This is a genomic window from Treponema succinifaciens DSM 2489 (assembly GCF_000195275.1).
Lineage (GTDB): Bacteria > Spirochaetota > Spirochaetia > Treponematales > Treponemataceae > Treponema_D > Treponema_D succinifaciens.
Genome location: NC_015385.1, coordinates 482,936 through 508,494 on the forward strand (window position 1 = coordinate 482,936; position 25,559 = coordinate 508,494).

24 protein-coding genes are annotated in these 25,559 nt (G+C 39.5%); 23 read left to right on the plus strand and 1 reads right to left on the minus strand.

Going from position 1 to position 25,559, the window contains the following annotated elements; genetic code table 11:
- Positions 1-227: 227 nt before the first annotated feature.
- From TRESU_RS02285 to TRESU_RS02300, 4 genes are read left to right on the plus strand one after another with little or no spacing between them, the layout of a single operon-like run.
- Positions 228-1,190 carry an ATP-binding cassette domain-containing protein gene (locus TRESU_RS02285; RefSeq protein ID WP_013700701.1) on the plus strand — a complete coding sequence of 321 codons (963 nt, stop codon included), beginning with the start codon at positions 228-230 and terminating at the stop codon, positions 1,188-1,190.
- Positions 1,177-1,902: an ABC transporter permease gene (locus tag TRESU_RS02290; protein ID WP_245535689.1), complete on the plus strand. Its 726-nt coding sequence runs from the start codon at positions 1,177-1,179 to the stop codon at positions 1,900-1,902. The genes TRESU_RS02285 and TRESU_RS02290 overlap by 14 nt, the downstream gene beginning before the upstream one ends.
- A 3-nt stretch (positions 1,903-1,905) precedes the next feature.
- On the plus strand, positions 1,906-3,972 hold the full coding sequence (locus tag TRESU_RS02295) for a Gldg family protein (protein WP_013700703.1): 2,067 nt from the start codon (positions 1,906-1,908) through the stop codon (positions 3,970-3,972).
- Between the two features lie 17 nt (positions 3,973-3,989).
- Positions 3,990-4,532, plus strand: a complete 543-nt coding sequence (locus TRESU_RS02300; protein ID WP_013700704.1) for a DUF4340 domain-containing protein — start codon at positions 3,990-3,992, stop codon at positions 4,530-4,532.
- A gap of 7 nt (positions 4,533-4,539) precedes the next feature.
- Here the strand turns inward: TRESU_RS02300 and TRESU_RS02305 are convergent, their stop codons facing one another.
- Positions 4,540-5,307 carry a pseudouridine synthase gene (locus tag TRESU_RS02305; protein WP_013700705.1) on the minus strand — a complete coding sequence of 256 codons (768 nt, stop codon included), beginning with the start codon at positions 5,305-5,307 and terminating at the stop codon, positions 4,540-4,542.
- Positions 5,308-5,750: 443 nt separating this feature from the next.
- Here TRESU_RS02305 and polA point away from each other — a divergent pair, with 443 nt between their 5' ends.
- The 19 genes from polA to TRESU_RS02400 all read left to right on the plus strand — a co-directional run bounded on the left by polA (position 5,751) and on the right by TRESU_RS02400 (position 25,352).
- A complete protein-coding gene (gene polA, locus TRESU_RS02315) occupies positions 5,751-8,540 on the plus strand; it encodes a DNA polymerase I (RefSeq protein WP_013700706.1) in 2,790 nt (929 codons plus the stop codon).
- Positions 8,540-9,136: a dephospho-CoA kinase gene (coaE, locus tag TRESU_RS02320; protein WP_013700707.1), complete on the plus strand. Its 597-nt coding sequence runs from the start codon at positions 8,540-8,542 to the stop codon at positions 9,134-9,136. The genes polA and coaE overlap by 1 nt, the downstream gene beginning before the upstream one ends.
- Positions 9,137-9,249: 113 nt before the next feature.
- Positions 9,250-10,188, plus strand: coding sequence for an SPOR domain-containing protein (locus TRESU_RS02325; RefSeq protein WP_013700708.1), 939 nt, complete (start codon positions 9,250-9,252; stop codon positions 10,186-10,188).
- Between the two features lie 5 nt (positions 10,189-10,193).
- The gene (gene ybaK, locus TRESU_RS02330; protein ID WP_013700709.1) at positions 10,194-10,676 is read left to right on the plus strand and encodes a Cys-tRNA(Pro) deacylase; all 483 of its coding nucleotides are present in this window, start codon (positions 10,194-10,196) and stop codon (positions 10,674-10,676) included.
- A 71-nt stretch (positions 10,677-10,747) separates the two neighbouring features.
- Entirely contained in the window at positions 10,748-12,097 is a 1,350-nt protein-coding gene (rsxC, locus tag TRESU_RS02335) for an electron transport complex subunit RsxC (RefSeq protein ID WP_013700710.1), read from the plus strand.
- Positions 12,094-13,125, plus strand: coding sequence for an RnfABCDGE type electron transport complex subunit D (locus tag TRESU_RS02340; protein ID WP_013700711.1), 1,032 nt, complete (start codon positions 12,094-12,096; stop codon positions 13,123-13,125). The genes rsxC and TRESU_RS02340 overlap by 4 nt, the downstream gene beginning before the upstream one ends.
- A complete protein-coding gene (locus TRESU_RS02345; protein WP_013700712.1) occupies positions 13,122-13,724 on the plus strand; it encodes an RnfABCDGE type electron transport complex subunit G in 603 nt (200 codons plus the stop codon). Before TRESU_RS02340 ends, TRESU_RS02345 begins: the two co-directional genes overlap by 4 nt.
- Position 13,725: 1 nt before the next feature.
- Positions 13,726-14,343, plus strand: a complete 618-nt coding sequence (gene rsxE / locus TRESU_RS02350; protein ID WP_013700713.1) for an electron transport complex subunit RsxE — start codon at positions 13,726-13,728, stop codon at positions 14,341-14,343.
- Positions 14,340-14,918, plus strand: coding sequence for an electron transport complex protein RnfA (locus tag TRESU_RS02355; protein WP_013700714.1), 579 nt, complete (start codon positions 14,340-14,342; stop codon positions 14,916-14,918). The genes rsxE and TRESU_RS02355 overlap by 4 nt, the downstream gene beginning before the upstream one ends.
- Before the next feature lie 17 nt (positions 14,919-14,935).
- Entirely contained in the window at positions 14,936-15,757 is an 822-nt protein-coding gene (locus TRESU_RS02360; RefSeq protein ID WP_013700715.1) for an RnfABCDGE type electron transport complex subunit B, read from the plus strand.
- Between the two features lie 27 nt (positions 15,758-15,784).
- Positions 15,785-15,949 (plus strand): hypothetical protein, encoded by a 165-nt coding sequence (locus tag TRESU_RS15055; protein WP_013700716.1) that lies wholly within the window; start codon positions 15,785-15,787, stop codon positions 15,947-15,949.
- Positions 15,946-17,439, plus strand: coding sequence for a Na+/H+ antiporter NhaC family protein (locus tag TRESU_RS02365; RefSeq protein ID WP_013700717.1), 1,494 nt, complete (start codon positions 15,946-15,948; stop codon positions 17,437-17,439). The genes TRESU_RS15055 and TRESU_RS02365 overlap by 4 nt, the downstream gene beginning before the upstream one ends.
- Positions 17,440-17,606: 167 nt before the next feature.
- Positions 17,607-18,902: a uracil-xanthine permease family protein gene (locus TRESU_RS02370; protein ID WP_013700718.1), complete on the plus strand. Its 1,296-nt coding sequence runs from the start codon at positions 17,607-17,609 to the stop codon at positions 18,900-18,902.
- A gap of 4 nt (positions 18,903-18,906) precedes the next feature.
- Positions 18,907-19,542 carry a uracil phosphoribosyltransferase gene (gene upp / locus TRESU_RS02375; protein WP_013700719.1) on the plus strand — a complete coding sequence of 212 codons (636 nt, stop codon included), beginning with the start codon at positions 18,907-18,909 and terminating at the stop codon, positions 19,540-19,542.
- Positions 19,543-19,632: 90 nt separating this feature from the next.
- Complete coding sequence (locus TRESU_RS02380) at positions 19,633-21,450, plus strand: alanine--tRNA ligase (RefSeq protein WP_013700720.1); 1,818 nt, start codon at positions 19,633-19,635, stop codon at positions 21,448-21,450.
- A gap of 61 nt (positions 21,451-21,511) precedes the next feature.
- On the plus strand, positions 21,512-22,591 hold the full coding sequence (locus TRESU_RS02385) for an MOSP complex formation periplasmic protein, TDE1658 family (protein WP_013700721.1): 1,080 nt from the start codon (positions 21,512-21,514) through the stop codon (positions 22,589-22,591).
- 9 nt (positions 22,592-22,600) lie between these two features.
- Positions 22,601-23,086 carry a transcription antitermination factor NusB gene (gene nusB / locus TRESU_RS02390; RefSeq protein ID WP_013700722.1) on the plus strand — a complete coding sequence of 162 codons (486 nt, stop codon included), beginning with the start codon at positions 22,601-22,603 and terminating at the stop codon, positions 23,084-23,086.
- The gene (locus TRESU_RS02395; protein WP_013700723.1) at positions 23,083-24,945 is read left to right on the plus strand and encodes a tetratricopeptide repeat protein; all 1,863 of its coding nucleotides are present in this window, start codon (positions 23,083-23,085) and stop codon (positions 24,943-24,945) included. Before nusB ends, TRESU_RS02395 begins: the two co-directional genes overlap by 4 nt.
- 134 nt (positions 24,946-25,079) lie before the next feature.
- Complete coding sequence (locus tag TRESU_RS02400; protein WP_013700724.1) at positions 25,080-25,352, plus strand: co-chaperone GroES; 273 nt, start codon at positions 25,080-25,082, stop codon at positions 25,350-25,352.
- Positions 25,353-25,559 lie beyond the last annotated feature (207 nt).

A 25,559-nucleotide genomic window follows, 5' to 3' on the forward strand; every position in this document is an offset into this window, starting at 1 on the left:
GTAATTGCTAAACTGTCATTCTCGTGCTATGACACGAGAATCTTTGTAAATTTAGATTATCGGGTCAAGCCCGATAATGACATTAAACTATGAAACTCTGTATCTGACCTAATTATATATCAATTTTTTATTATTTCAAATTTATTTTTTGCCTGGATTTCCGGCGGAATATAACCTTGTGAAGTTTAGTTTGTTTTATTATATTAGTAAAAATTAATGAGGTTTATATGATTGAAGTTGAAAATGTGTCTAAACTGTTTGGAAATTTCCGGGCGGTGGACGGCATAAGTTTTTCTATTCAGACTGGGGAAATCGTGGGGCTGCTTGGTCCGAACGGAGCTGGAAAAACAACAACGATGCGAATGATTTCCGGTTTTCTTGAGCCTGATTCTGGAACTGTAAAAATTGACGGACTTGATGTTTTAAAAAATCCAGTTGAGACAAAAAGAAAAATTGGATATATGCCTGAAAGCGCGCCGATGTATTCCGACATGATTGTTGCCGATTATTTAAAATACATTGCTGAAATTGAAGGCCGGAATCCTGCTGAAAAATGCCGTGAGCTTGCCGAAGTCTGCGGACTAAAAGAAGTGATGCACAAAAATATTGGAGAGCTTAGCCGCGGAAACAGACAGCGCGTAGGTCTTGCCCATGCTCTTATGGGAAATCCTGAAATTCTTATTCTTGATGAGCCGACAAGCGGACTTGACCCGAATCAGGTTTTGGAAGTGCGCAATTTGATTAAGCAAATCGGAAAAACTCACACTGTAATTATTTCGACTCATATTCTTAGCGAAGTTGAAATGCTTTGCGGCAGAGTTATTATTATTTCCGGCGGAAAAAAAGTTGCCGACAGTCCGACAGAAGAGCTTCGTGAGCATTTTGGAAATTCGTCTGAAGTCCAGATTTGTGTTTCCGGGGCTTCCACAGAAGAGGCTGAAAAAATATTCCGCGGCATAAATGGCGTTTCAAAAATTCATTCAAGTTTAAATGATGGGAAAATTGAATTTAGAATTTCAGCTGAAAAAAACATTGAAGTTAGACCAGAACTTGCAAAGGCTTGCGTGCAGAACGGCTTGGAGCTTTTTGAAATGCAGCAGAAAAAGAACAGTCTTGAAGATGTGTTTAGAAGTTTAACTTCTGCACATGATTCTGAAAATGGAGTGTATGATAAAAATGAAGAAAAATAAATCTTGGATAGTCATTATGAAACGGGAACTCTGCTCGTATTTTACAAGTCCTGTTGCTTACATTGTTGGCGCGTTGTTTCTTTTGTTCAGCGGATTTTTATTTTTTTCCACATTCTTTTTGGTGAATCGTCCTGAACTTAGAAATTTTTTTGAGTTGCTTCCTATATTGTTCAGTTTTTTTATTCCGGCTATGACGATGCGAATTTTCAGCGAGGAAAAAAAGAGCGGAACAATGGAAACTTTGGTTACGCTGCCTGTTACAAATTTCGACATTGTTGCAGGAAAATATCTTGCAACTTTTGTTTCTAGCATTGCGCTTTTGATTCCGACTTTTTTTTATGTTGCAGCTTGCGCAATTTTTGCATCTTCGCGGATTGATTTTGGTCCTATTGTCGGCGGATATTTGGGAGCTGTGCTTTTGGCTTCGGCTTTTTGTGCGATTGGAATTTTTGCTTCGTCTGTTACAAAAAATCAGATTATTGCATTTTTCCTTGCGTTTGCGATTTGCATTTTCCTTACGATGATTACAGTTTTTTCTGTTTTGCTTCCGGGAATTTTAGTTGGACTTGCTTCGTTCATTTCTTCCACGAGCCACTTTATGTCAATTTCGAGAGGCATAATTGATTCGCGTGATATTTTGTATTTTGTTTCTTTGACAGCAGTTTTTGTTTCTTTGACAGTCTGCGTAATTTCAAATCAAAGGAAAGGTTGAAAAATGAAAAAGGAAAATAAATTTATTTCATGGATAAAAAATCCTTCCGCGGACATCTGGCTTTTTATAGTTGCCGTTGTTCTTTTAAATCTCGTTGCTTCCCGTGCTTTTTTTAGAATTGACTTGACGGAATCAAAATCATATTCACTTTCATCTTCGAGCAAGGAAGTTGTAAAAAGCCTTGAGGAGCCTCTGAATGTAAAAGTTTTCTTTTCTGCAAATCTTCCGTCGCCTTATTCTAATGTTGACCAATATGTAAAAGATATTTTGACTGAATACGGAAATTCCGCGAACAAAAATTTCAGCTGCGAATTTTTTGACATGGAAGATTACGACAACCAGAGAATTGCAAGAGGCTATGGACTGAATCAAATTCAAATCCGCGAGCTAAAGAATAATGAAGTCGGCTTGAAAAATGTGTTCATGGGAATTGTTCTTTCTTATGCGGACCAGATAGAAAAAATTGACGGCATTTCTTCAAGCGATGGATTGGAATATAAAATTACTTCCGCCATTGGAAAAATTATTTCCAGCACAAATATTCTTGCGGGACTTTCTGACAATGTAAAAGTTTCGCTTTACAAATCTGAATCGCTTGAGCAGTTTAATATTGCTGACTTTGAAAAAATTGACGATGAAGTTGGCAAGGCATTTTCTGCGGCGAATAAAAAATTTAAAGGCCGGCTTGATTTTAAATCTGAAAATCCTGACTCTGAAACTTCTCTTGCGCTCGGAAAAAAATATGGAATCCAGTCAGTGTCTTGGAAAAATCCCGATGGAAAAATTGAATACGGAACAATCGGGCTTGTTGTTGAGTACGGCCAAAAAGTTCAAGTTGTTCCGCTTAGACTTACGAATGCAATTTTTCAGTATGTTGTTTCGGGGCTTGGCGACTTGGAAGAAAATATTGAAGAGTGCGTGAAAACTGTTGTTTCAAAAACTGATGTGATTGCTTATGTTACGGGACACGGCGAGCATTCCCTTGAGGATAAAAACGATTCAATGTATTTGAAAACCCTTCTTGCCGACACTTATGATTTGCAGGAAGTAAATCTTCTGGAAAATGAAATTCCGATTTCTGCGCAGTCGTTGATTGTAAACGGTCCTAAAGAAAAATTTTCAGATGCTGAGCTTTATAAAATTGATCAGTTTGTTTTGCGCGGCGGAAACGCAATTTTCTTTGTTGATTCAATTGACGAGATTATGCCTTATGGCGAAATGGCTTATTACAGCCAGCCTGAATATGTTCCTGTTGAAAACGGACTTGAAAAACTTTTTGACAGCTACGGAATAAAAGTCGGCAGTGAATATGTTATGGACGAAAAATGTTTTTCCCAGCTAACCCAGCAGTATGGAAAACTTGACTTTTACTATACGCCTCTGATTCAGAAAAATTGCCTTGACCAGAAAAATCTTATATCAAAAAATCTTGGCAATATTTTCTTTCCGCAGACTTTTGAAATTGATATTTCTGGCGCAAAAGAAAACAAAGATGCAAAAGTTTCTGTCATTGCAAAAACTTCTGAAAAATCCTGGACTGTTCCTGTCGCAGAAAATTTTGTTTTAAGTCCTATGTCAATTTTCCCTCCGAAAGAAGAAGATAAGTTCAGTTCTAAAAATGTTGCAGTTTTACTTGAAGGAAAATTTAAAAGCGCGTTTGAAAAATCTCCTCTTGAAAGTGATTCTGAAAATGTCTTGGCTGCAAAAAATCATTTGGACTCAAGCATTCAAAGTTCCAAAATATTTATTGCTTCTACATCTTGCATTGCAACCGCAAAGTTTGGTCTGCTTCAGGAAGATTCACAAACTCCAAATTCATATTTTGTCCGCAATGCAGTTGACTACATGAACGGCAAAGAAGATTTTTGCTCAATGCGCACAAAGAACCTTTCGCTTAACACGCTCAAAATGTCTTCTGGAAAATTTGCGCTTGCAGTGAAATATTTTAATCAGGTTGGGCTTGCAGTTCTTGTAGCCTTGGGCGGACTTTGCGTGTTTGTTCTGCGCCGCCAGCACCGTGAAAAAATTCGAATGGCTTACGACCCGGAAGATCCACGGCAAAAACAATAATTTAAATGGAGCTAGGAATGAAAAATATTTACACAAGAAAAATAGTTCTTCTTTCATCGATTGCAGTTCTGCTCGTGATTTACATTCTGCAGATTTCTTTTTTGGGCAGATCGAAAGTAAAGACCGTTTACACAAATGAAGAAATTGATTCTGTTGAAATAACAAAAAACGGCGGACACATTCTTTCTCTTAAAAAAGAAAATGAAAAATGGCTTGTTGAAAATTTTCCTGCCATGGAAAACCGCGCGAACAGAATTGTGAATTCAGTTAACGAAATAAAAATTCTTTCAACAGTGTCTTATGATTTAAGCGACTTGGAACGCTACGGCTTGACTGATGAGAATGCTGTAAAAGTTGTGGCTTCTTCCGGCGGAAAAATTTTGCGCACTTTGTATGTGGGCAAAGACTCTGTTGCAGGAAGCCAGTGCTACGTGCGCCTCGATGACGAAAAGAAAATTTATCTTGCGCAAGGTTCATTGAAGTCAACTTTTGAAGTTTCCGTTGACGAAATAAAAGAAAAGCCCAAGACGGAAAATTCGCAAGAGGCAGAAGCTGAATAAAATCTTATCACTTGAACAGCAGGGAAAGTTCTTCACTTGAAAGTTCTCTGCTGTCTCCCGGCGCAAGCTTTTCATCCAGCGCAAGGCTTCCGATTGAAATTCTTTTTAAGAAGATAACTTTGTTTCCTTGTGCGCTGAACATCCGCTTTACTTGATGAAATTTTCCTTCTGTTATTGTGAGGCGGCAGGAGTTTGCGCTGTTCCATTCCAAAATTGCCGGCCTTGAAATAAATTCCCTTTCATTTTTTTCAGGCGGAATAAAAAATCCTTCGCTGAATTTTTTTTCAAGGAATTTTCTTTGCTCTTCTGGTTCACTTTTTTCAAGCTCAACGTAGTAAGTTTTTTTTACATGGAAAAGCGGATTTGCAAGGCTGTGCGAAAAGTCCCCGTTCGTTGTAAAAATCAAAAGACCTTCCGTGTCTGTGTCCAGCCGTCCAACCGTGTGAATTTTTTGCAGCGAATTTTCTTTTGCATAGTAAAAATATTTTTGCGGAATAAAGCTGTAGACCGTTTTGTAAAGCCCATCGTCTTTTGTGGAGCAGATGGTTCCAGACTTTTTGTTCATCATAAGATATATATCCGGTGCAAGATTTTTTTTGATTCCGTCTATGGAAAGTTCATCCGTTGCCAAGTTCAACCCGAATCCGCTTTCAAGAACTCTTGTGCCGTTTACGCATACATTGTGCTTCTGCAAAAGCCTGCGCACTCTTCTGTGTGTGCTGATTCCACGCCGGATAAAAACCGTGTCCAGCCGTTCCTTAAAAAGTCCGTCCATTTGCAAAAGTATATATGTGCATTTCTGAAAAATCAACTTTGTTTTTTATGAAAAAAAATGTTTTCCGTTTATGAAATTTCTGCATTGCATGACGAAACGTGTTTTTCTGTTATGAAATAATTTCACGCTTCGCCCAGTGTGTTTTCTGTCCGTGCGGAAAATTTCACGAGCCGCCCAATGTATTTTTTACTTGTGAAATTTCTGCATTGTACGGCAAAAGGCATTTTCTGCAAATGAAATTATTTCATGGCTTGCCCAGCACGTTTTCTTTGAATGAAATCATTTCGCAAGTTGAAAAAATCCGTTTTTTGTAAATGCAGGAATTTCATTCACTGCCCAAGCCGTTTTCGTGTTAAAAAATGTAGATTTTTATAATCCGTGTGGCAATTTAAAGCTGCGCCGCCTCTCTTTTTTTTAGTTTCAAGCTGTGGTAAAATCATTTCATGGCAGAAGAAAAAACTGAAGATAAGACTGTATATATTCTTGATTCCTACGGCTTGATTTACAGGGCGTACTTTGCGCTTTTGAATCATCCTCTTACAAATCCCGGCGGAGACAATATAAGCGCGCTGGTTATTTTCTTTAAAAATCTGAAGGCGCTTATTTCAAAATACAATCCGTGCTATCTTGCTGCGGCGTTCGATTCGCGTGTCAAGACTTTCCGGCATGAGCTTTACGCGGAATACAAGGCCAACCGTGCCAAGACTCCAGAAGATTTGCACGCTCAGGTTCCTTGGATAGAAGAAATTCTTGAGGCGTTGGAAATTCCTGTTTTGCGCTACGATGGATTTGAAGCTGATGATATTATTGCGACTGTTGCAAAAAAATGCGCGCAGGAAAACCGGCCGTGCAGAATTCTTAGCGGCGACAAGGATTTGCTTCAGCTTGTTACGGACTCTTGCTTGGAAATGCAGCCGGACAGAGCCAATGGAGGCTGGGAAGTTATCGGCGCGCAGGAGGTTCTTGAAAAGTGGGGAATTCCGCCTGAAAAAATTCTTGACTACCTTTCGCTTGTGGGCGATGCTTCTGACAATGTTCCGGGCGTGAAGGGCGTGGGCGACAAGACTGCTATAAAACTTTTGACCCAGTACGGAACTCTCGATGAGATTTATGCTCATGCTTCTGAAATAAAAGGCGCGCTTGGAGAAAAAATCAGGAACGACAAGGACAACGCTTATTTTTCAAAGAAGCTTATAACTTTAAGATACGATGTTCCTGTTGAAATTGATTTTGAATCTTTCTGCACAAAAAATATAAATTTTAAGTCAGGCGCGGAAGTTCTTGAAAAATACGGAGCTTATGCGATTGCAAAAAGTTTTGCTTCGGAAACTGCGGCGGAAATTCATTCAGAAGAAAAATTAACTTTACAAGAAGAGCCGGAAGAAAAAAAAGTTCTGTCGGTAAAGCAAAATGAAGGCGACTACAAGCCTTGCACAAATCTTGACGAGCTGAAAAGTTTTGCGCAGAGCATTTTGGAATCCGCGGAAAAAATTGTGGCGTTTGACACAGAAACCGACAGCCTGAATACGCACGAGGCGAATCTTGTTGGTTTTAGTCTGAGCGTTGAAAAAGGAAAGGGAATTTATGTTCCTGTTATTTTGAGCGGCGGAATGTTTGCTCCGGAGACGATTTCTAAAAAAGACTGTCTTGCTGTTCTTGAAAAACTTTTTGCAGAAAAAGAACTTACGCTTGTAATGCACAATGGAAAATTTGACCTTGAAGTTCTTGCCGCAAACGGAATGAGTGCAAAAACTGAATGTAAAATTTTTGACACGATGATTGCCGCATGGCTTTTGAATCCTGCCGCTTCTGGAAAATCTCCGTACAGCCTTGAATTTCTTGCGGAAACAAAGCTTGGGCTTAAAGGAATTGAGTTCAAGGACATTGTTCAGAAGAACCAGACTTTTGCGGATGTTCCTTTGGAGAAGGCTTTTAAGTACGGCGCGGAAGATTCTGATTTTACGTTGCAGCTTTATTATCTTTTAAAAGATGAAATAAAAAAATCAAATCTTGAAAAGCTTTTTTATGAAATGGAAATGAAAGTTCTTCCGATTCTTGTTTCCATGGAAATTCAGGGAATCCATCTGGATAAGAAAAAACTGAATGAGTATAAAGATGAGCTTGCAGTTTTGATTTCAGAAAAGGAAAAAGAAATTTACAAAGAGGCCGGCTGCGAATTTAACATTGCCTCTCCAAAGCAGCTTCAAGAAATTTTATTTGAAAAACGAAATCTTCCTCATGGTAAAAAAACGAAGACTGGCTACAGCACAGATACAGCCGTTCTTGAAGAGCTTGTGTTTTCTACAAATGATCCTCTTCCAAAAATGATTCTTGATTACCGTTCGTACACAAAACTTCAAAGCACTTATGTTGAAGCATTGCCTTTGCTGGCGGACAAGAACGGCAGAATCCATACTTCGTTTTTGCAGACGGGAACTGCCACAGGTCGTCTTTCAAGCCGCGATCCAAATTTGCAGAACATTCCGGTGCGCGACGAGTCTGGAAGAAGAATTCGTTCTGCGTTTACAGCTGTGCCTGGAACAGTTCTTATTTCCGCGGATTATTCTCAAATTGAACTTGTTGTTCTTGCGCATTTGAGTGGCGATAAAAATCTTTGCTCTGCGTTTATAAATGGAATCGATGTCCATAAATCTACAGCCGCATTGATTTACGGAATTTCCCCAGAGCAAGTAAAGCCTGAGCAACGACGTTTTGCAAAGACTGTAAACTTCGGTGTGATGTACGGAATGAGCGCGTTTCGTCTTGCAAATGAACTGAACATAAGCCGGACTGAAGCAAAGAATTTCATTGACCAATATTTTTCAACGTATTCCGATGTTAAAAAATTTCTTGATGAAACAAAACGCATGGCAAGAGAAAACGGCTATGTTGAAACGATTACCGGGCGCAGACGTTATATCCCGGAAATAAAAAGCTCAAGCAAAATTGTGCTTCAGGGAGCTGAAAGAATTGCGATAAATACTCCGATTCAGGGAAGCGCGGCTGATATTGTAAAAACTGCGATGATAAAAGTTCAGGCTGCATTGGAAAAATCCGGCACGGGCGCAAAGATGCTTTTGCAGGTTCACGATGAATTGATTTTTGAATGCCCGGAAGACAATGCGGGAAATGCAATTTCAATTATTCAGCGCGAAATGGAAAATGCCGTTCAGCTGAAAATTCCATTGCGTGTGAGTGTTGAGCGCGGAAAAAACTGGGGAGAATTCCACTGATGGTTTTGTGTGTTACAGGACCGATGGCGGCAGGAAAAAATGCGGCAAGTTCAATTCTTGAAAGCATGGGATTTGCTTCGATTGATGCGGACTTGATTGGCCATGACGCAGTTGAAATTTGCAAGGGAAAAATTCTTGAGGAATTTTCTTCTTTGGCGCAGAAAAATAAAATTCAGCTTTTAAATCCAGATGGAAAAATCAACAGAAAAAATCTTGGGCAGCTTATATTTAAAGATAAAATGCTTGTGAAAAAACAGGAGAACATTGTATTTCCGTATATAAATTCAGTTTTGGAAAAATTCATAGATGCCAATTCTGAAAAAAATATTGCGGTCAATGCGACTGTTTTGTACAAAGTGAATGCAATGAAAAAAATTGATAAAATTCTTTTTATTGACAGTCCGGCTCTTGTTAGATTTTTGCGCGCTAAAAAAAGAGACAGAATGAAATCGCTTCAGATTATTGAAAGATTTTTTTCTCAAAGATTTTTGTTCAGCCAATATAAAAAAACTGGAATTGAAATTTTCAGAATCATAAACTGCGGAAATCTTTCTTCGCTTCAAAAAAAAATTGAGCGCGTAGTTTTTAAGAATTAATAGGCTTTTTAAACTTTAATTTTCCTCTAAATATCTTTTTTTTAATGCCGATATTCTTTGTATGGAATACCGGCTTTTTGTTTTATTTTTGAAAGCTGGCAGGGGATAAGATTATGGAACAGAAAAGAACTATTTGGATTGTACTTGCGGCTGGAATTTTTTTGTCAGTTGTGCTTGGTGCCGCTGTAATTCTTTATGCGTCTGAAGCTAAAAAAAATACAACTGCTCTCTATCAGCGTTCTGCTGGCTCGGTTTGGATGTCTCCAGAAACTGCACAGCAAAAACACGCGGAATCATTTTCAAATGGAATTGATTTTCCGAGCGAGCCTCCTGTTGAAGAAAAAAACATAAATCCTGCGGAAGTAAATAATTCTTCTGTAACTTCAAATATTGAATCTCCTGCGGAAGGAAAAACTTCTATTGAAAATACTGACTCAAGAATTGCGCAGACAGACAACGTTACTGTTATTTCTACAGGAAACACAAGCGTTTATAATGTTGGAGACACATCGACTACAACAATTGATTTGAACGCATTGAAAAACACAGCTTCCGCATCTAGCAATGTTACAGCTCAGAACAAGGCTGCTGAAACTGCAATCAGAGAAACAAATGCCGTTCACCGCAATGTTGAAAAAGATTCTCCTGTAGTTGAAAAGAAAATTTCTTCACCAAAGGCTTCTGCGTCTAGCAATAAAAATTCAATTTCTTCAAAAAGCTCTGCGCAAGTTTCTTCAGCTCCAAAAAAATCAACACAGTCTTCTGCTTCAAAAACTGCGCCGGCAAAAAAAGTTTCCGACAGATTCTGGGTTCAGGCTGGCTCTTACACAACGACAAAAAATGCTGACGAAGCCAGAGGAATTCTTGAGTCGAATAAAATTCCATGCGAAGTCTTTACATTTACAGATGCAAAAGGCGTGCTTCATTACCGCGTAAGAGTCGGACCTTATACAACAAAAAGTGAAGCAGAATATTGGAAGCAAAGAATCGATACAATTTCTTTGTTTGCAAAAAATGGAACTTACGTTACAAATACTAGCGCGGCAAAATAACTAAAATGAAAAAAACAAATGCAATGCGCATTTTAGACAGTTTGGAAATTCCTTATGAAACAAAAGAGTACGACGATGACGGAGAGCATTTGCTTCATAAGGGAGCTGCCTTGGAGCTTTCTGAAAAACTTGGAATAAATCCTGAATGCGTTTTTAAAACGATAGTCATGCGCACGGATTCAAAAGAGACTGTTGTTTTTTGCCAGAGCGCGGTTTATGAAATCAACTTGAAAAAGGCCAGAGCTGCTTGTGGCGCAAAAGAAGTTCATCCTGCTAAGCCTGAGGAACTTTTGTCGCTTACAGGATATATCCGAGGCGGCTGTTCTCCAATTGGAATGAAACGGAAATACAGAACTTTTATTGATGAAACAGTTTCGCTTTATGAAAAGGTTTATGTCAGCGCAGGAATCCGCGGACTTCAGCTTGTGATTTCTCCTTCTGATTTGATAAAAGCCAGCGATGCCCAGCCTGTTGATTTAATTCTTTAACGGATTTCACCACTAGAATTCGTTGTTTGAAATTATCGACTTTTTGCGATTTCTATAGTAAAATTGTTTCCATGAAAACACACACTTTTAAAGGCGGAATCTTTCCGTTGGAAATGAAGGAGCTTACAAATAAATGCCCTATAAAAGAGGCGTTTCCTTCTTCAAAAACGGTTACGATTCCAATCACCATGGGCGGCGCACCAAACACTCCGCTCGTAAAAGTTGGAGATTCTGTTGCAAAAGGACAGAAAATAGCTTCGGGTGAAAAATTCATGTCAGTGCCCGTCCATTCTTCTATTTCAGGAAAAGTAAAGAAGATTCAGAATTTTACCGTTACTGGCGGAATGACTGCGCCTTGCATTGTTATCGAGTCTGACGGTTCGGACAATGTTGAATTCCTGGAGCCGCTAGATCCGTTTACCTGTGGAAAAGAAAAAGTTCTTGAGCGGATAAAAGATGCTGGAATTGTCGGAATGGGCGGCGCGTCTTTTCCTGCGCATGTAAAATTAAATCCTCCAGAAGATAAAGAAATAGATTACGTTCTTGTCAATGCCGCTGAATGTGAGCCTTATCTTACTTGCGATGAACGCACAATGATTGAAACTCCGGAAAAACTTATAGACGGGCTTGCGATTATTTTGAATCTTGTTGGCGCGGCTGGAATAATTGCGCTTGAAGACAACAAGGCTTATATAAAACCTTCCCTTGAAAAAATTATAGTTGAAAAAGGCTATGCGGATGATATTCGCGTGATGCTTGTCAAAACAAAATATCCGCAGGGTTCTGAAAAATTTATAGTTTCGTCTTGCCTTGGCGTTGAAATTCCTTCGGGAAAACTTCCTGCCGATGCTGGCGTGATTATTTCAAATGTTGGAACTGTCTGCGCGATAAGCGATGCTTTTAGGCTTGGAAAACCTTTGATTGAACGCAGCCTTACAATTTCAGGCGGCGCAGTAGAAAATCCATGCAATTTAAGAGTTCCAGTCGGAACAATGATTTCAGATTTGTCTCCTGAATTTTTTTCTTTAAAAGAAAATTCAGCTGTGAAAATTATTTCCGGCGGTCCGATGATGGGCTTTACGATGCCTGATATGAATTTTCCAGTTGCAAAGGGAACAAGCGGAATTACTTTCCTTACAAAAGATGAAACTTATCTTGTTGATGAAGAGCAGTGCATTGGCTGCGGAATGTGTGTGTCTGTCTGCGCAATGCATTTAAGCCCGGTTCTTATGGTTCGTGAGCTTAAGGCTGAAAATATTTCAAATGCTAAAAAACTTGGTCTTATGGACTGCATTGAATGCGGTTGCTGTGCTTATGCTTGTCCGGCGAATGTTAGGCTTGTTCAGCGTTTCAGAATTGGAAAGTCTATTGTAAGAGAACAGATTGCGGCGGCAAAAGCAAAGGAGGCTGTAAAAAAATGAACTCTGAAAATAAAATGTTTCTTTCTTCTAGCCCGCATTTTACAGCTGGGCTTTCAACTCAAAAAATAATGCTTGCAGTTTTGATTTCTCTGCTTCCTGAATGTATTTATGGCGTTATTGTTTTTGGACTTCCTGCTTTGGCGACAATTCTTGTTTCTGTTGCTTCGTGCTTTGTTTTTGAATTTTTGTTTCAGAAAATCACTCGTCAAAAAATTGTTGTTTCAAATTTGTCTTGCTGTTTAACAGGCGTCTTGCTTGCTCTTGTAATTCCGTCTACAACGCCTTTGTGGATGACAGTTCTTGGCGCGTTGGTTGCGATTGTTATTGCAAAGGGACTTTTTGGAGGAATCGGAAGCAACGTTTTTAATCCGGCGCTTACTGGACGTGCTTTTATGTTTATAAGTTTTCCAGTTGCTTTGGGCGCGTCTTGGTTTAATCCGGCGACCGATGCAATTTCAAGCGCAACAGTTTTGAGTCAAGTTAAGGCAGGCTCTTTTGTTGCTGACAGTTCAGTTTATCTTCAATATTTTTTTGGAAACCGAGCCGGCTGCATTGGCGAAACTTCAATTCTTTTGATTTTGCTTTCGTTTGCATTTCTTGCTTTTACAAAAATAATCGACTGGAGAGCACCAATTGCAATGGTTGGAACTGTTGCTGTCTGCACATTTGTTTCCGGCGGAGATGTTCTTTTTGCGCTTTTGAGCGGAGGACTTTTGTTCGGAGCAACTTTTATGGTTACTGATTATTCAACTGCTCCTGTTACAAAAAAAGGCCGTCTTGTATTTGGCTTTGGCTGCGGACTTATAACTTTCTTGATAAGAAAATTCGGCGGATACCCAGAAGGTGTAATGTTCAGCATTTTGATTATGAATGCTGTGGCTCCGTTCTTGAATAATCTTTCAGCAAGAAAATATGGCTACGGAAAAAAAGGAAACAGAAAGCCTGCTCCTAAAAAAATAATTCAGGATTTTGATGTTTCAAATGCAGTTCCTTTAGAACAGAAAAAAAATGCGGAGGCTGAAAAATGAGCCAGAAAAATTCAGTCTTGGAAATGCTTGGACTTGGAATTGTCCTTGCGATTTATGCAATGGCGGCTTGCACAGTTCTTGCTGTTGTAAATAATTTTACTTACGGACGGATTGCGCAGAATAAACTTAACAAAGCGAATGCCGCAATGAAAGCTGTTGTAAAAGACGCAGATTCTTTTGAGGCTGTTGATTCATTTCCTGCAGCATCAAATTCTTCTATTACAATACAAAATATTTTTATCGCAAAGCAGGGTGGAAACGTGATTGGCGGAGTTGCCCAAGTTACAGGTCCGACTTATGACAAAGGCACAATCATGGTTGGAATGAAATCCGACGGAACTGTTACAGGCTTGCAGTTTTTGGAGCTTACTGATTCTCCGGGATTCGGCTTGAAGGCAAATGATCCGACTTTTACTCTTGCCAGCGGAAAAACATTTTACGGACAATTTGAAGGAAAAAATGCCAAAGACGGATTTGTTGCCGGTCAGACTTTTGACTCTATTTCCGGGGCGACAATAACTAGCGTTGGCATTGGCAATCTTATTTCCGCAGGAACAGAATGCCTTTTAAAAGTTCTTGATGGACAGGAGTTTAATTGATATGAACAAGCAGCTTCAAATTTTTACAAACGGTTTCTTAAAGGAAAATCCGCTTTTGGTTTTAAATATCGGCTTGTGTTCTTCGCTTGGAGTTACAACAAGTATTTTTAACGGACTTGGAATGGGAATGAGCATGACATTTGTTCTTCTTATGAGCGAGCTTGTAATCAGCGTTTTTAGAAAATACATTCCCAACGCAATCCGCCTTCCAATTTTTATAATTATTATTGCGGCGTTTACAACTATTGTTCAGTTTGTGCTTCAGGCTTATGTTGAATCTTTGTATGATGCGCTTGGAGTTTTTCTTCCGCTGATTGTTGTAAACTGCATTATCATGGGACGCGTTGAATCTTTCGCTTCAAAAAACAATGTTGGAAATTCTATTCTCGATGCGCTCGGAATGGGAATTGGCTACACTTGCGTTCTCGTTGTGATTTCGCTTGTGCGTGAATTTTTTGGCGGCGGAACTTTGATGGCTGGAACTTCTGTAAAGCTTGAGCTTATTCCTGAAGCGTACAGAATTGGAATTTTAAACAGCGCGCCGGGCGGCTTCATTGTTTTTGGACTTCTTGGTGCGGCAGTTCAGGCTTTAAAAAATAAAAAGGAGGCTGCAAAATGACTGATATGATTCAGCTTTTTATAAAGTCAGCAATTGTTGACAATGTTGTTTTTATTCAGTATTTGGCAATCTGTCCTTTTATTGGAATGACTGCTGAAACTGGCAAGGCTTCTGGAATGGGACTTGCTACAACTTTTGTTATCATTCTTGCAACTGTTGTTACTTGGCCTTTGTATAAATTTGTGATGATTCCGCTTGGATTGGAATTTTTGCAGACATTGTTTTTCATTCTTGTAATTGCATCTCTTGTTCAGCTTGTTGAATTTTATCTGAAAAAATCCGCGCCTGGACTTTATTCTTCAATGGGCGTTTATCTTGCGCTGATTACAACAAACTGCGCGGTTCTTGGCGTTACAATAAACTGCATAAGCAAAGACTACAATTATATTCAGAGCATTGTTTATGCTTTTGGAACAGCCTGCGGATTTCTTTTGAGCATGGTGATTATGTCTGGCGTAAGAAGCAGAATTAAAATTGCAAAAATTCCTGAAGCTTTTAAAGGAACTCCAATTCTTTATGTTGCCGCCGGACTTTTGAGCCTTGCGTTTTTAGGCTTTAAAGGTCTTATAAAATAATTCAGCGGAGGAACTTTATGAATACGATTATTTTAACAGTTGTTATTGCTCTGCTGATTGGTTTTGTTCTTGGCACACTTCTAGGGCTTTTTAAAAAAATATTTTCAGTTGAAGTTGATCCAAAAGTTTCCCAGGCAAGAGAAGCTCTTCCCGGCGCTAACTGCGGAGGATGCGGATATGCTGGTTGCGATTCGTTTGCTGTGGCTGTTGTAAAAGGCGAAGCTCCTGCAAATGGATGTGTTGCAGGCGGACCGTCTGTTTCTACGGCGTTAAATAAAATTTTGGGCTTGTCTGGCGATGAGTCTGATTCTGCAAAAAAGGCGGCTGTTCTTGCTTGCCACGGAACAACTGAATGCGCTGGAACAAAAGGAATTTACAACGGCGTTCAGACTTGCAAAGCCGCCCAGCTTTCCGTGAATGGAACAAAGCTTTGCGCTTTTGGCTGCATTGGTCTTGGCGACTGCGTTTCTTCTTGTCCGTTTGGCGCATTGTCAATGGGAGACGACGGGCTTCCTCATGTTGATTATTCAAAGTGTGTTGGCTGCGGAAAATGTGCAAAGGCTTGTCCTAAAAAACTTTTCAGCATTACAAACATTGAATTAAAAGGTCCTGTCGCGCTTTGTTCTTGCCATAACGACAATAAGCCTCAGATTAGAAAAGACTGTTCTGCCGGATGCTTTAAATGCGGAATTTGCGCAAAAAAATGTCCTGAGCAGTGCATTGATCTTTCTTCTGGAATTCCTGCGGTTGATTATTCAAAATGTACAAGCTGCGGAACTTGTGTTTCCTCTTGCCCTGACAAAGTTTTGAAATTCATGCAGGAACTTACTGCTGTATAAAATTTGTTTTATAGATAGGAGGTTTCTATGACAAATGTTCAGGTCATAAAAGAACTGACAAATTTAAAAACTTATTGTTCTGCAACTTCTTTGGATGTAGTTGAGTATGCAATAAAAGTTTTTCAGAAACTTGAAAGCTGCGGAATTTCAGAGCCGCTGGAAACTGAATTTAAGAAAGAGGAAGAAAAATGATAGGAACATTTTGGTCTTTAGTTCCGCCGGTCGTAGCAATTTGTCTGGCGCTTATAACAAAGGAAGTTTATTCTTCTTTATTTATCGGAATTTTAATTGGCGGTCTTTTTTATTCAGGATTCAGTTTTGCAGGAACAATAAATCATGTTTTTAAAGACGGGTTCGTAGGCTCTCTGTCTGATTCTTACAACGTAGGAATTTTGATTTTCCTTGTTATTCTTGGAATAATGGTTGCGCTCATGAACAAGGCTGGTGGTTCTGCGGCTTTTGGTGAATGGGCAAAAAAACGCATAAAGTCAAAAAAGAATGCGCAGATTGCAACTATTTTTCTTGGAATAATTGTTTTCATTGATGACTATTTTAACTGCCTCACAGTTGGAAGCGTAATGCGTCCGATTACAGACAGATATAAAGTTTCAAAAGAAAAACTTGCTTATCTTATTGATTCAACTGCGGCTCCAGTTTGCATTATTGCGCCTATCAGTTCTTGGGCTGCGGCTGTAACAGGATTTGTTGAAGGCGAAGACGGATTTCAGCTTTTTATAAAAGCGATTCCTTATAATTTTTACGCGCTTCTTACAATTTTTGCTCTTTTTGCAATTGTTATTTCCGGAGTTGATTTTGGTCCTATGAAAGGCTTTGAAGCTTTGTCATCTTCATCTTCTTCCAATGAACTTGAAGAGGAAAAACTTCCAACTGCAAAAGGAAAAGTTCTGGATCTTGTGTTCCCTATAATTTCGCTCATCGTTTTCTGCGTAATTGGAATGATTTATACAGGCGGATTTTTTGCTTCAGGCGAAGACCACCGCGGATTTGTTGCGGCTTTTTCTGGCTGTGATGCTTCTGTCGGACTTATGTACGGTTCTTTTGGCGCGCTGATTTTAACTTTGATTGTTTTTGTTTTGCGCCGTGTTTTGAGTTTTAAAGACTGCATGTCTTGTATTCCAGACGGATTTAAAGCCATGGTTCCTGCGATTTTGATTTTGACGCTCGCCTGGACTTTGAAATCTATGACAGACAGTCTTGGCTCAAAAGAATTTGTTTCATCATTTGTTCAGACTTATGCTTCTGGAATGCTGAATTTTCTTCCTGCGATTGTATTCGTAATTGGCGCGTTCCTTGCATTTGCAACTGGAACTTCCTGGGGAACTTTTGGAATTCTTATTCCTATTGTAGTCGCCGTGTTTAACGGAAGTGATTACAACCTTATGATTATTTCAATTTCAGCGTGCATGGCAGGAGCTGTTTGCGGAGACCACTGTTCGCCGATTTCTGATACAACTATAATGGCAAGCGCTGGCGCGGAATGTGTTCACGTGAACCATGTTAATTCGCAGCTTCCTTACGCACTTTCCGTTGCAGGCGTTTCTTTTATTTGCTATCTGATTGCGGGTCTTGTAAAAAATCCAATTCTTCCTATTTTGTTCGGAATGATTGTGATTGCAGGATTTTTATTTTTCCTTAAAAAACATCAGAAAGCAGAAGCTTAAACTTAGGAGTGTAACAAAAACTTTGACTGAAATAGCGTCAAAGTTTTTGTTCACAAGTTTGCGTTGCAAACTTCTTGTTGATTGCATATTCTCATTTCATTGTGAATATGCTTAAAAAGCCAAATCGAAAGTTTATACTTTCTCATTGACTTTTTATTGGAGTAAAAATGTCTAATGATAATTTAAATGCGGTTTATGATGCGCGCACTTTGGGAAAGCCTAGAATGCTTGCGCTTGGTGTTCAGCACATGTTTGCAATGTTCGGCGCAACGGTTCTTGTTCCGCAGCTTACGGGGCTTAGCGTTTCTTCTACGCTTTTGTTTGCCGGAATCGGAACTCTTATATTTCATTTTTTTACAAAAGGAAAAGTTCCGGCTTTCTTAGGCTCGTCGTTTGCTTTTCTTGCCGGCTACATGACAATCGCCCCGAATGGTGAAAAACATCTTTTGCCTTATGCGTGTCTTGGCGTTGCTTGTTCTGCTGCTTTGTATTTTTTGCTTGCTGTTCTTGTAAAAGTTTTCGGTGTAAAAAAAGTAATGCGCTTTTTTCCGCCGGTTGTAACAGGTCCGATTATAATTTCGATTGGACTTACGCTTTCACAGTCGGCAGTAGACAATTGCTCAAGAAACTGGCTTGTTGCTTTTTCTGCGGTTCTTGTAATTGTTGCCTGCGTTATCTGGGGAAGGAGAATGATAAAAATTATTCCGATTCTTCTTGCGGCTGTCGTTTCTTATGTCTTTGCAGGAATCCTTGGCGAAGTTGATTTTACTTCTGTAAAAAATGCGGCTTGGATTGGGCTTCCGGTTCTCAAGGAAAATACAGTTTTTGCAATTTTTGAAAATCCAGACACTTCATTAATTATAACTTCTATAGTTACGATTGTTCCGATTGCGATTGCAACCATGATGGAGCATATCGGAGATATTGCCGCCATTTCATCAACTGTAAACAGAAATTATTTTGAAAATCCCGGACTTCACAGAACACTTTTCGGCGACGGACTTGCAACTCTTGTTGCTTCACTTTTCGGCGCACCTGCAAATACAACTTACGGCGAAAATACCGGCGTTCTTACTTTGTCAAGAGTTTACGATCCTCGTGTAATCAGAATTGCAGCGGTGATTGCGATTTTGTTTTCGTTCTCTCCAAAGTTTGCGGCGTTAATAAGCGCGATGCCGGCTGCGACTTGCGGCGGAATTTCAATTGTTCTATATGGAATGATATCCGCAGTCGGCGTAAGAAACATTGTTGAGAGCCAGGTTGATTTCAAGAATTCACGCAACGTAATTATCGCGGCTCTGATTCTTGTTCTTTCAATCGGAATAAAATATAGTTCCGCCGGAGCTGTAAACATTCACATCGGCGGTCTGACTCTCGGACTTTCCGGCTTGGCAACTGGAGCTTTGATTGGAATCATTTTGAATATGCTTTTGCCTGAAAAAAAGGCTTCGGAAAAAGAGTAGCTTTATGGAAAATAAAAATGTAGTTTTTTTAAATCATCCGCTGATTCAGCATAAAATTTCAATGCTCCGCGATGAAAAAACTGGAACAAATGAATTCAGAAAACTTGTTGAAGAAATTGCAGTTTTGATGGGATATGAAGCTTTGCGCGATCTTCCGGTTGAAGATGTTGAAGTAAAAACTCCGATTGAAACTTGCAAAACTCCGATGCTTTCTGGAAAAAAACTTGTTGTTGTTCCGATTCTTCGCGCTGGACTTGGAATGATGAACGGAATGCTGACTCTTGTTCCTTCCGCAAAAGTCGGGCACATCGGTTTGAGCCGCAATGAAAAAACTCATCAGGCTGAAGAATATTACTGCAAAATGCCGGATTCTCTTGATCAGCGTCAGATTGTAATTGTTGATCCGATGCTTGCAACTGGAGGCTCTGCAGTTTCCGCAGTTGATTTTATAAAAAAGCGTGGCGGAAAAAACATAAAATTCATGTGCATAATTGCTGCTCCAGAAGGCGTTGAAGTTTTAACAAAAGCTCATCCTGATGTAAAACTTTTCATTGGCCACCTTGATCGTTGCCTGAATGAAAACGCATATATTTGTCCTGGTCTTGGAGATGCCGGAGACAGAATTTTTGGAACAAATTAGTTTATGTTAAAAATTCGTGCTTCGTTGATTTTTAGCGGAGCATGAATCCACAATTGACTATTTAAGTATTTAGTTTTACTATAGATTGCTATGACTGCAAACGAGTTACGTTCAAAATATATTGAATTTTTTAAATCAAAGAATCATGTTGAAATTTCAGGCCAGTCTTTAATTCCTGAAAACGATCCTTCCGTACTTTTTACAACTGCCGGAATGCATCCGCTTGTTCCGTATCTTTTGGGAGAAAAACATCCGGCAGGAACACGCCTTACAGATTACCAGAAATGCATCCGCACAGGTGATATTGATGAAGTGGGCGACCCTAGCCATCTTACCTGCTTTGAAATGCTGGGAAACTGGTCGCTGGGCGATTATTTTAAAAAAGAATCAATCGGCTTTTCCTATGAATTCCTTACAAGCCCAAAATGGCTCGGTCTTGATCCGCGTAAAATTTCTGTGACAGTTTTTGCCGGCGATGACAATGCTCCCCGCGATGAGGAAGCCGCTACTTACTGGAAAGAAAACGGAATGCCGGAAGACAAAATCGCATATCTTCCTGCAAGCGACAACTGGTGGGCTGCAGGTCCTACCGGTCCATGCGGTCCTGACACTGAGATTTTCTACTGGGTTGGAGAGGGACTTCCTCCTGCCGGCTCCAACAAAGGAACGGACAGCGAAAACTGGATGGAAATCTGGAACAACGTTTTTATGCAGTACAACCGCGTTGATGAAAAAACTCTTGTGCCGCTTCCAAAGAAAAATGTCGATACCGGAATGGGTCTTGAGCGCACAAACTGTATTCTGCAGGGAAAAACATCTGTCTATCTTACCGAGGTTTTCCAGCCGATTATTGCAAAAATCGAGGAGCTTTCTTCCTATAAATACGGCACGGATGAGGAAAAGGACAGAAGCGTCCGGATCATCGCAGACCATTCCCGCTCGGCGGTTTTTATTCTTGGCGACCAGAAAGGTGTTTCTCCTTCAAATGTCGGTGCGGGCTACGTTCTCCGCCGTCTGATCCGCCGTGCAGTCCGCCACGGAATGAAGCTCGGAATCGAAAAGAATTTCCTTGCGGATATTGCACAGGCAGTAATCGAAAATTTCAAGTGTGCATATCCGGAGCTTGAGCAGAACAAGGAAAAGATTTTCACGGAGCTTTCCGCGGAGGAAAATAAATTCCGCGACACTTTGCGCAAAGGCGAGGCGGAATTCCAGAAGCTTCTTCCGAACCTGATGAAAAATCCCAAGAAGGAAATTTCAGGCAAAATCGCATTCAGGCTTTACGACACATTCGGATTCCCGCTTGAGCTTACTCAGGAACTTGGTGCCGAAAACGGATTCACCGTCGATGTCGAGGGATTCAAGGAGGCCGAGCGCAAGCATCAGGAGGCTTCAAAAACTCAGGATGCAGGTGCTGCCAAGGGCGGACTTGCCGAACAGTCGGACACAACCACAAAATATCACACGGCGACCCACCTGCTTCAGCAGGCGCTTGTCAATGTTCTTGGAGACAAAGTCGCGCAGAAAGGCTCGAACATCACGAATGAGCGTATGAGATTTGACTTCACGTTTGACCGCCCGATGACAAAAGAGGAAATCCAGAAGGTCGAGGACATTGTGAACGAGCAGATTAAAAAAGATTTGCCTGTTACGATGGAAGTCATGCCGCTTGAAAAGGCGACGGCAGAAGGGGCGCGCGCACTGTTCACGAACAAATACGGCGAGGATGTGAAGGTCTACACAATCGGCGAAAAGGACAACTGGTTCAGCAAGGAAGTCTGCGGCGGACCGCACGTCCAGCACACGGCGCAGATCGGCGAATTCAAAATCCAGAAGGAACAGTCATCTTCCGCAGGAGTACGCAGAATCAGGGCTGTAATTTCCGGTGGACTTCCGTTGGAAAAATAACTGTGTAACCGAACATAATAATAACTGTTTATTAATAAATGAATTAAAAGGATGAATTTTCATGAAAAAATTTTCTATTGGACTATTGATTTTCTTTGCTGCATTAGGAGCATTTGCCCAAAGTGATTTGCAGCCACTTGCAGTTGTAAAACTTAATAAATCAGAAACAATTACTGTAAAGCAGCTAAAAACACGCGCAAATTTCATTCAGAAGCAGTACGGAATGGAATCTCTTCCTATTGAGCAGAAGCAGGCTCTCTTGGAAAATCTTATCGCTGAAAAACTGATTACTCAGGCAGCGGCAAAAGAAGGACTTTCTGTTACAGACAGTCAGGTTGATGATGCTTTCTTGAATACATTTAGCCAGCAGCTTGGCACTCGTGTTTCAGAAGCTCAGCTTGAAGACTTGATTAAAAAGCAGACAGGAAAATCCTTGGATGACTATATAAAAGAATATAGCGGAATGTCAAAGTCTGAATATAAGGCTTACTTGAAAAATCAGCTTATTATTCAACAATATATATTTTCAAAAAAGCAGTCTGAAATTCAGGCAGTGGCAGCAACTGATGAAGAAATCCGCAATGCTTATGAAATGAATAAGTCAACTTTTGTTTGGAACGACATGATGAAACTTTTCCTTGTTATGGTTCCAAAGGGAAGCAATGATATGGCGGCTCGTGCTTTGGCAACAGATTTAAGAAATAAATACAAAGGCGATTCAAAGAAATTAGAAGAAATTAAAAATTCAAACGAAAACGGAACTAATTACAGAGCTGGCGACATTACAGTTGCAAAAACGGCTCAGCAAGCTCAGCAGCTTGGATGGTCAATTGACAGGCTTAATGAGCTTTTTGGAAAATCCGCTGGCTATCTTTCTGAAGTTACAGAAACTGCTTCCGACTTCCAGTTTTATGCTGTTCTAAAAAGGTACGATGCAAAAATGCTTTCAATCAGCGATGTTGTTCAGCCAGAAACAACTGTAACTGTATACGATTATTTGAAACGCAATATTACTTCTCAGAAACAGAGCCAGTATTTTACAGAAGCCGCTCAGGAAATTTCAAAGTCGCTTGATATTCCTTCAAATGTTGACCGCAAAAAAACTGGCGATGCTCTTAAAAAGCTCCTTAATTGGCAATAGGAGTTTGTTGTGTCCAGAAGAAACGGTCGTATTTTTGCGGTTCAGGCTCTCTATTCCTATGATGTCGGCAAGGCCTCTCTTGAGGATTTGCTGAAGCTTGAATGGCTGAAAGAAGATTCTGAAAATAATCCAAGCGGAAAATTTGTCCTGCCCGAAACTGTAACGGAAACTTCTGAAACTGAAGATTTTTCCCAGTCGCGGGCGGAGTCCTATGATTTTGCACGTTTGCTGATTTCAGGAACAATAAATCATATTCAGGAAATTGATGAAAAAATAAAGGCGCATTTGACTGCGAATTGGAATTTTGACCGCTTGAACAGAGTTACACTTTCCATTTTGCGTATCAGCGTTTTTGCATTGCTTTATCAAAAAGAACTTAAGCCCACAATAATTATTGATGAAGCCATTGCAATTTCAAAAGAATTTGGAACAGACGATTCTTTTAGATTTATAAATGCAATTCTTGATACAATCAGCAAAGAAGAGGTAGCGTGAGCAAAAAATCAATCTGCATTGCGGCTTTGTGCTGCTTGGCGGCAGTTTTAGTTTGTTCATGCTCATCTCATTCTGAAGGTTCATCTTTTACTTCCGCGCTGGATTCTGTTGATGCCGCTGTTTCTCAGAATTCCGTGGAAGACGCTTTAAAATCCCTAAAAAAACTTGAAAAAAAAGCCTACGCTTCTTATGAATTCCTTGGAATTGCAAAACGCTATTTTTTCCTTGGCGAACCAAACTTAGCGGAACGAGTTTTAAAAAAAAGTCTTAAAAAAAATCCCAAAAATCCCGAGCTTTCCGCTGTGTATGCGAATTTTCTTTTGAGAAAAAATCGTCTTGAAGAAGCGTTTCAAATTTCACTTTGTTTAAAAAATTCCAGATATTCTTCGATTTATGCAGAATGCGTTTTAAAAAAAGCTTTGGTTGCTATAGAAAATGGCGAGCCTGTTTTGGAATCGGCATTCAATTCTGTTTCTCAAAAAAAGAAAAATAAATCTGCGGAAATAAAAACTTCGGAAGAAATAAAAGAAATTTTTTGCAGTCCGGATTTTATTTCTGTGTACAAAAATGCTTTTGATGGTTCGGATGAAACCCTCTGGATTTTTAATGCCGCTTCAATTTTTATGCGTGGCGGTGAATTTAAAAATGCAGTGGCTTTATATCCAAAGAAAATTTCTAGCAATAAGGAAAGCCTTTTTTGGGGCTGTGTTTTTTTTGATTCAGGGCTTTATGCGGAAAGCATTGCCGTTTTGGAAGCCAGCTCAAGACTTGCTTCGTTTGCGGAAAAAACTGATTTGCCCACAAAAACTGAAATCCTTTCTCTTGAATCAGATGGATTTTATATTGAAGGCGAAGAAAATTCTTCCGAGGAAATTCGTCAAAATCTTATTCAGAATTTTTCAAAGATTCCGCCGCAAATATACATGAACAGCGCAATGTTTGCCAAGCGGAATGGAAACTTTGAAACTGAGCAAAAACTACTCGAATTTCTTTCTGCTAATTTTCCTGATTATTTGCCTGGGCTTGCGGCTCTTGGAGAATTTTCACTTGAACAGATAAAAAATCAGCATGAAGATTTTCTTTCTCAAAAAATTAGAAACGCCGGATTAAAAACTTTGAGCATGGAAAAAAAAGCCAAAGTTCCGGTTGTGCCGTTTGATTCTGTTCTTGAAAAATTGGATTCTATTATTGCATCCCAAAGTTCAGAAGCCTTGGTTTTAAAAGACGCGCTTGTTGCTCAAAAAAATAAACTTGACAAAACTGAAAAGCCTGTTTCTGACATTTGGCTGATGCTTGAAAAAAATGTTTCCGCGGAAAATATTTATCCTGAATCTGTTTTAAAGCACTGCGTTTTTTCTCTTTTAAATGAAAATTCCGAGTCGGATGCGGAAACTCTTTTTGATTCGTATTACAAGTCGAAGTATGATTTTTTGCCTGAAGATTCGCCGGAAAATCTTGAGCTTTGGGAATGTGAGCTTTGCGCCTGGTTTGCCTGTAAAAAGGGAAACTTTAAATCTGGGATTTCTCTTTACAATTTTATCGCGGAAAATTATGGAAATCGGATTGTCGCATTAAATTCTTCTTCAAAAAATTCTTCAATTATAAATGCGTTTGTCAATCTTGGCGTTTTGTATGCCAGTGTTGACCGTCTGCCGGAAGCTTTGGATTCGCTTAACACGGCTTCCGCAAAATCATCTGAAGGAAAAGAAAAGTCTGAAATTTTGTTTAGAATTGCGCAGCTTGAATGGAAGCAAGGAAATTTGTATGGTGCTTCAAGAGCTTTAAAATACGCGCTTTCATTGGATTCTGAAAATAACAAAGCTCGTTTGCTTCAGAAAAAAATTCAGGCGGAAAAATGAAACTTATTTTCTATAGAATTTGACTTTCAGGGAAAAAATTTGTATTTTTATAGTATAAAAAAAAGAGCGCAATTGATTTATGTTGTCCGCTCAAAATTTTAAAAAATTTTCAAATATAGATTTGGAGGATTTAAATGAAAGTAAAGCCATTGGCAGACAGAGTTTTGGTAAAGCAGGTTGCCGCAGAAACAAAAACAGCTGGCGGTCTTATTATTCCAGACACAGCACAGGAAAAAACCCAGCAGGCTGTTGTTGAGGCTGTTGGACCGGGAACTGAGAAGGAAAAAATCACTGTAAAGCCTGGTGAAAAGATTTTGTATGATAAGTACGCTGGAACAGGAATTAAGATTGATGGTGAAGACTACCTCATTCTTAAAAACTGCGACATTATTGCTGTTGTGGAGTAATTTTTTATTTTAGGTGGGTCATTTTGGCTCGCTTTGAATCAACACTTTATGGGCTGTGTCATTTTGATACAGCCCTTTTGTTTTAAAAACTCTTAAAATCTGAAAAGCCACATTTAAATCAGCTTTTTTACTATTGAAATTAAAAAACTCACTTATTTTTAAAATTTTTCTTGTTTTTATATAATTCTCATACAGCTTGGCACGTTT

Excerpts from the sequence above, each read along its gene's own strand:
- TRESU_RS02370 (WP_013700718.1), top strand. The coding sequence starts at position 17,607 with ATGTCTAATGATAATTTAAATGCGGTTTATGATGCGCGCACTTTGGGA.
- TRESU_RS02355 (WP_013700714.1), top strand. The coding sequence starts at position 14,340 with ATGACTGATATGATTCAGCTTTTTATAAAGTCAGCAATTGTTGACAAT.
- TRESU_RS02290 (WP_245535689.1), top strand. The coding sequence starts at position 1,177 with ATGAAGAAAAATAAATCTTGGATAGTCATTATGAAACGGGAACTCTGC.
- coaE (WP_013700707.1), top strand. The coding sequence starts at position 8,540 with ATGGTTTTGTGTGTTACAGGACCGATGGCGGCAGGAAAAAATGCGGCA.
- TRESU_RS02360 (WP_013700715.1), top strand. The coding sequence starts at position 14,936 with ATGAATACGATTATTTTAACAGTTGTTATTGCTCTGCTGATTGGTTTT.
- TRESU_RS02295 (WP_013700703.1), top strand. The coding sequence starts at position 1,906 with ATGAAAAAGGAAAATAAATTTATTTCATGGATAAAAAATCCTTCCGCG.
- TRESU_RS02400 (WP_013700724.1), top strand. The coding sequence starts at position 25,080 with ATGAAAGTAAAGCCATTGGCAGACAGAGTTTTGGTAAAGCAGGTTGCC.
- TRESU_RS02380 (WP_013700720.1), top strand. The coding sequence starts at position 19,633 with ATGACTGCAAACGAGTTACGTTCAAAATATATTGAATTTTTTAAATCA.
- TRESU_RS02340 (WP_013700711.1), top strand. The coding sequence starts at position 12,094 with ATGAACTCTGAAAATAAAATGTTTCTTTCTTCTAGCCCGCATTTTACA.
- TRESU_RS02325 (WP_013700708.1), top strand. The coding sequence starts at position 9,250 with ATGGAACAGAAAAGAACTATTTGGATTGTACTTGCGGCTGGAATTTTT.
- rsxC (WP_013700710.1), top strand. The coding sequence starts at position 10,748 with ATGAAAACACACACTTTTAAAGGCGGAATCTTTCCGTTGGAAATGAAG.
- TRESU_RS02305 (WP_013700705.1), bottom strand. The coding sequence starts at position 5,307 with ATGGACGGACTTTTTAAGGAACGGCTGGACACGGTTTTTATCCGGCGT.
- rsxE (WP_013700713.1), top strand. The coding sequence starts at position 13,726 with ATGAACAAGCAGCTTCAAATTTTTACAAACGGTTTCTTAAAGGAAAAT.
- TRESU_RS02365 (WP_013700717.1), top strand. The coding sequence starts at position 15,946 with ATGATAGGAACATTTTGGTCTTTAGTTCCGCCGGTCGTAGCAATTTGT.
- TRESU_RS02385 (WP_013700721.1), top strand. The coding sequence starts at position 21,512 with ATGAAAAAATTTTCTATTGGACTATTGATTTTCTTTGCTGCATTAGGA.
- TRESU_RS15055 (WP_013700716.1), top strand. The coding sequence starts at position 15,785 with ATGACAAATGTTCAGGTCATAAAAGAACTGACAAATTTAAAAACTTAT.
- TRESU_RS02300 (WP_013700704.1), top strand. The coding sequence starts at position 3,990 with ATGAAAAATATTTACACAAGAAAAATAGTTCTTCTTTCATCGATTGCA.
- TRESU_RS02285 (WP_013700701.1), top strand. The coding sequence starts at position 228 with ATGATTGAAGTTGAAAATGTGTCTAAACTGTTTGGAAATTTCCGGGCG.
- ybaK (WP_013700709.1), top strand. The coding sequence starts at position 10,194 with ATGAAAAAAACAAATGCAATGCGCATTTTAGACAGTTTGGAAATTCCT.
- TRESU_RS02345 (WP_013700712.1), top strand. The coding sequence starts at position 13,122 with ATGAGCCAGAAAAATTCAGTCTTGGAAATGCTTGGACTTGGAATTGTC.
- polA (WP_013700706.1), top strand. The coding sequence starts at position 5,751 with ATGGCAGAAGAAAAAACTGAAGATAAGACTGTATATATTCTTGATTCC.
- upp (WP_013700719.1), top strand. The coding sequence starts at position 18,907 with ATGGAAAATAAAAATGTAGTTTTTTTAAATCATCCGCTGATTCAGCAT.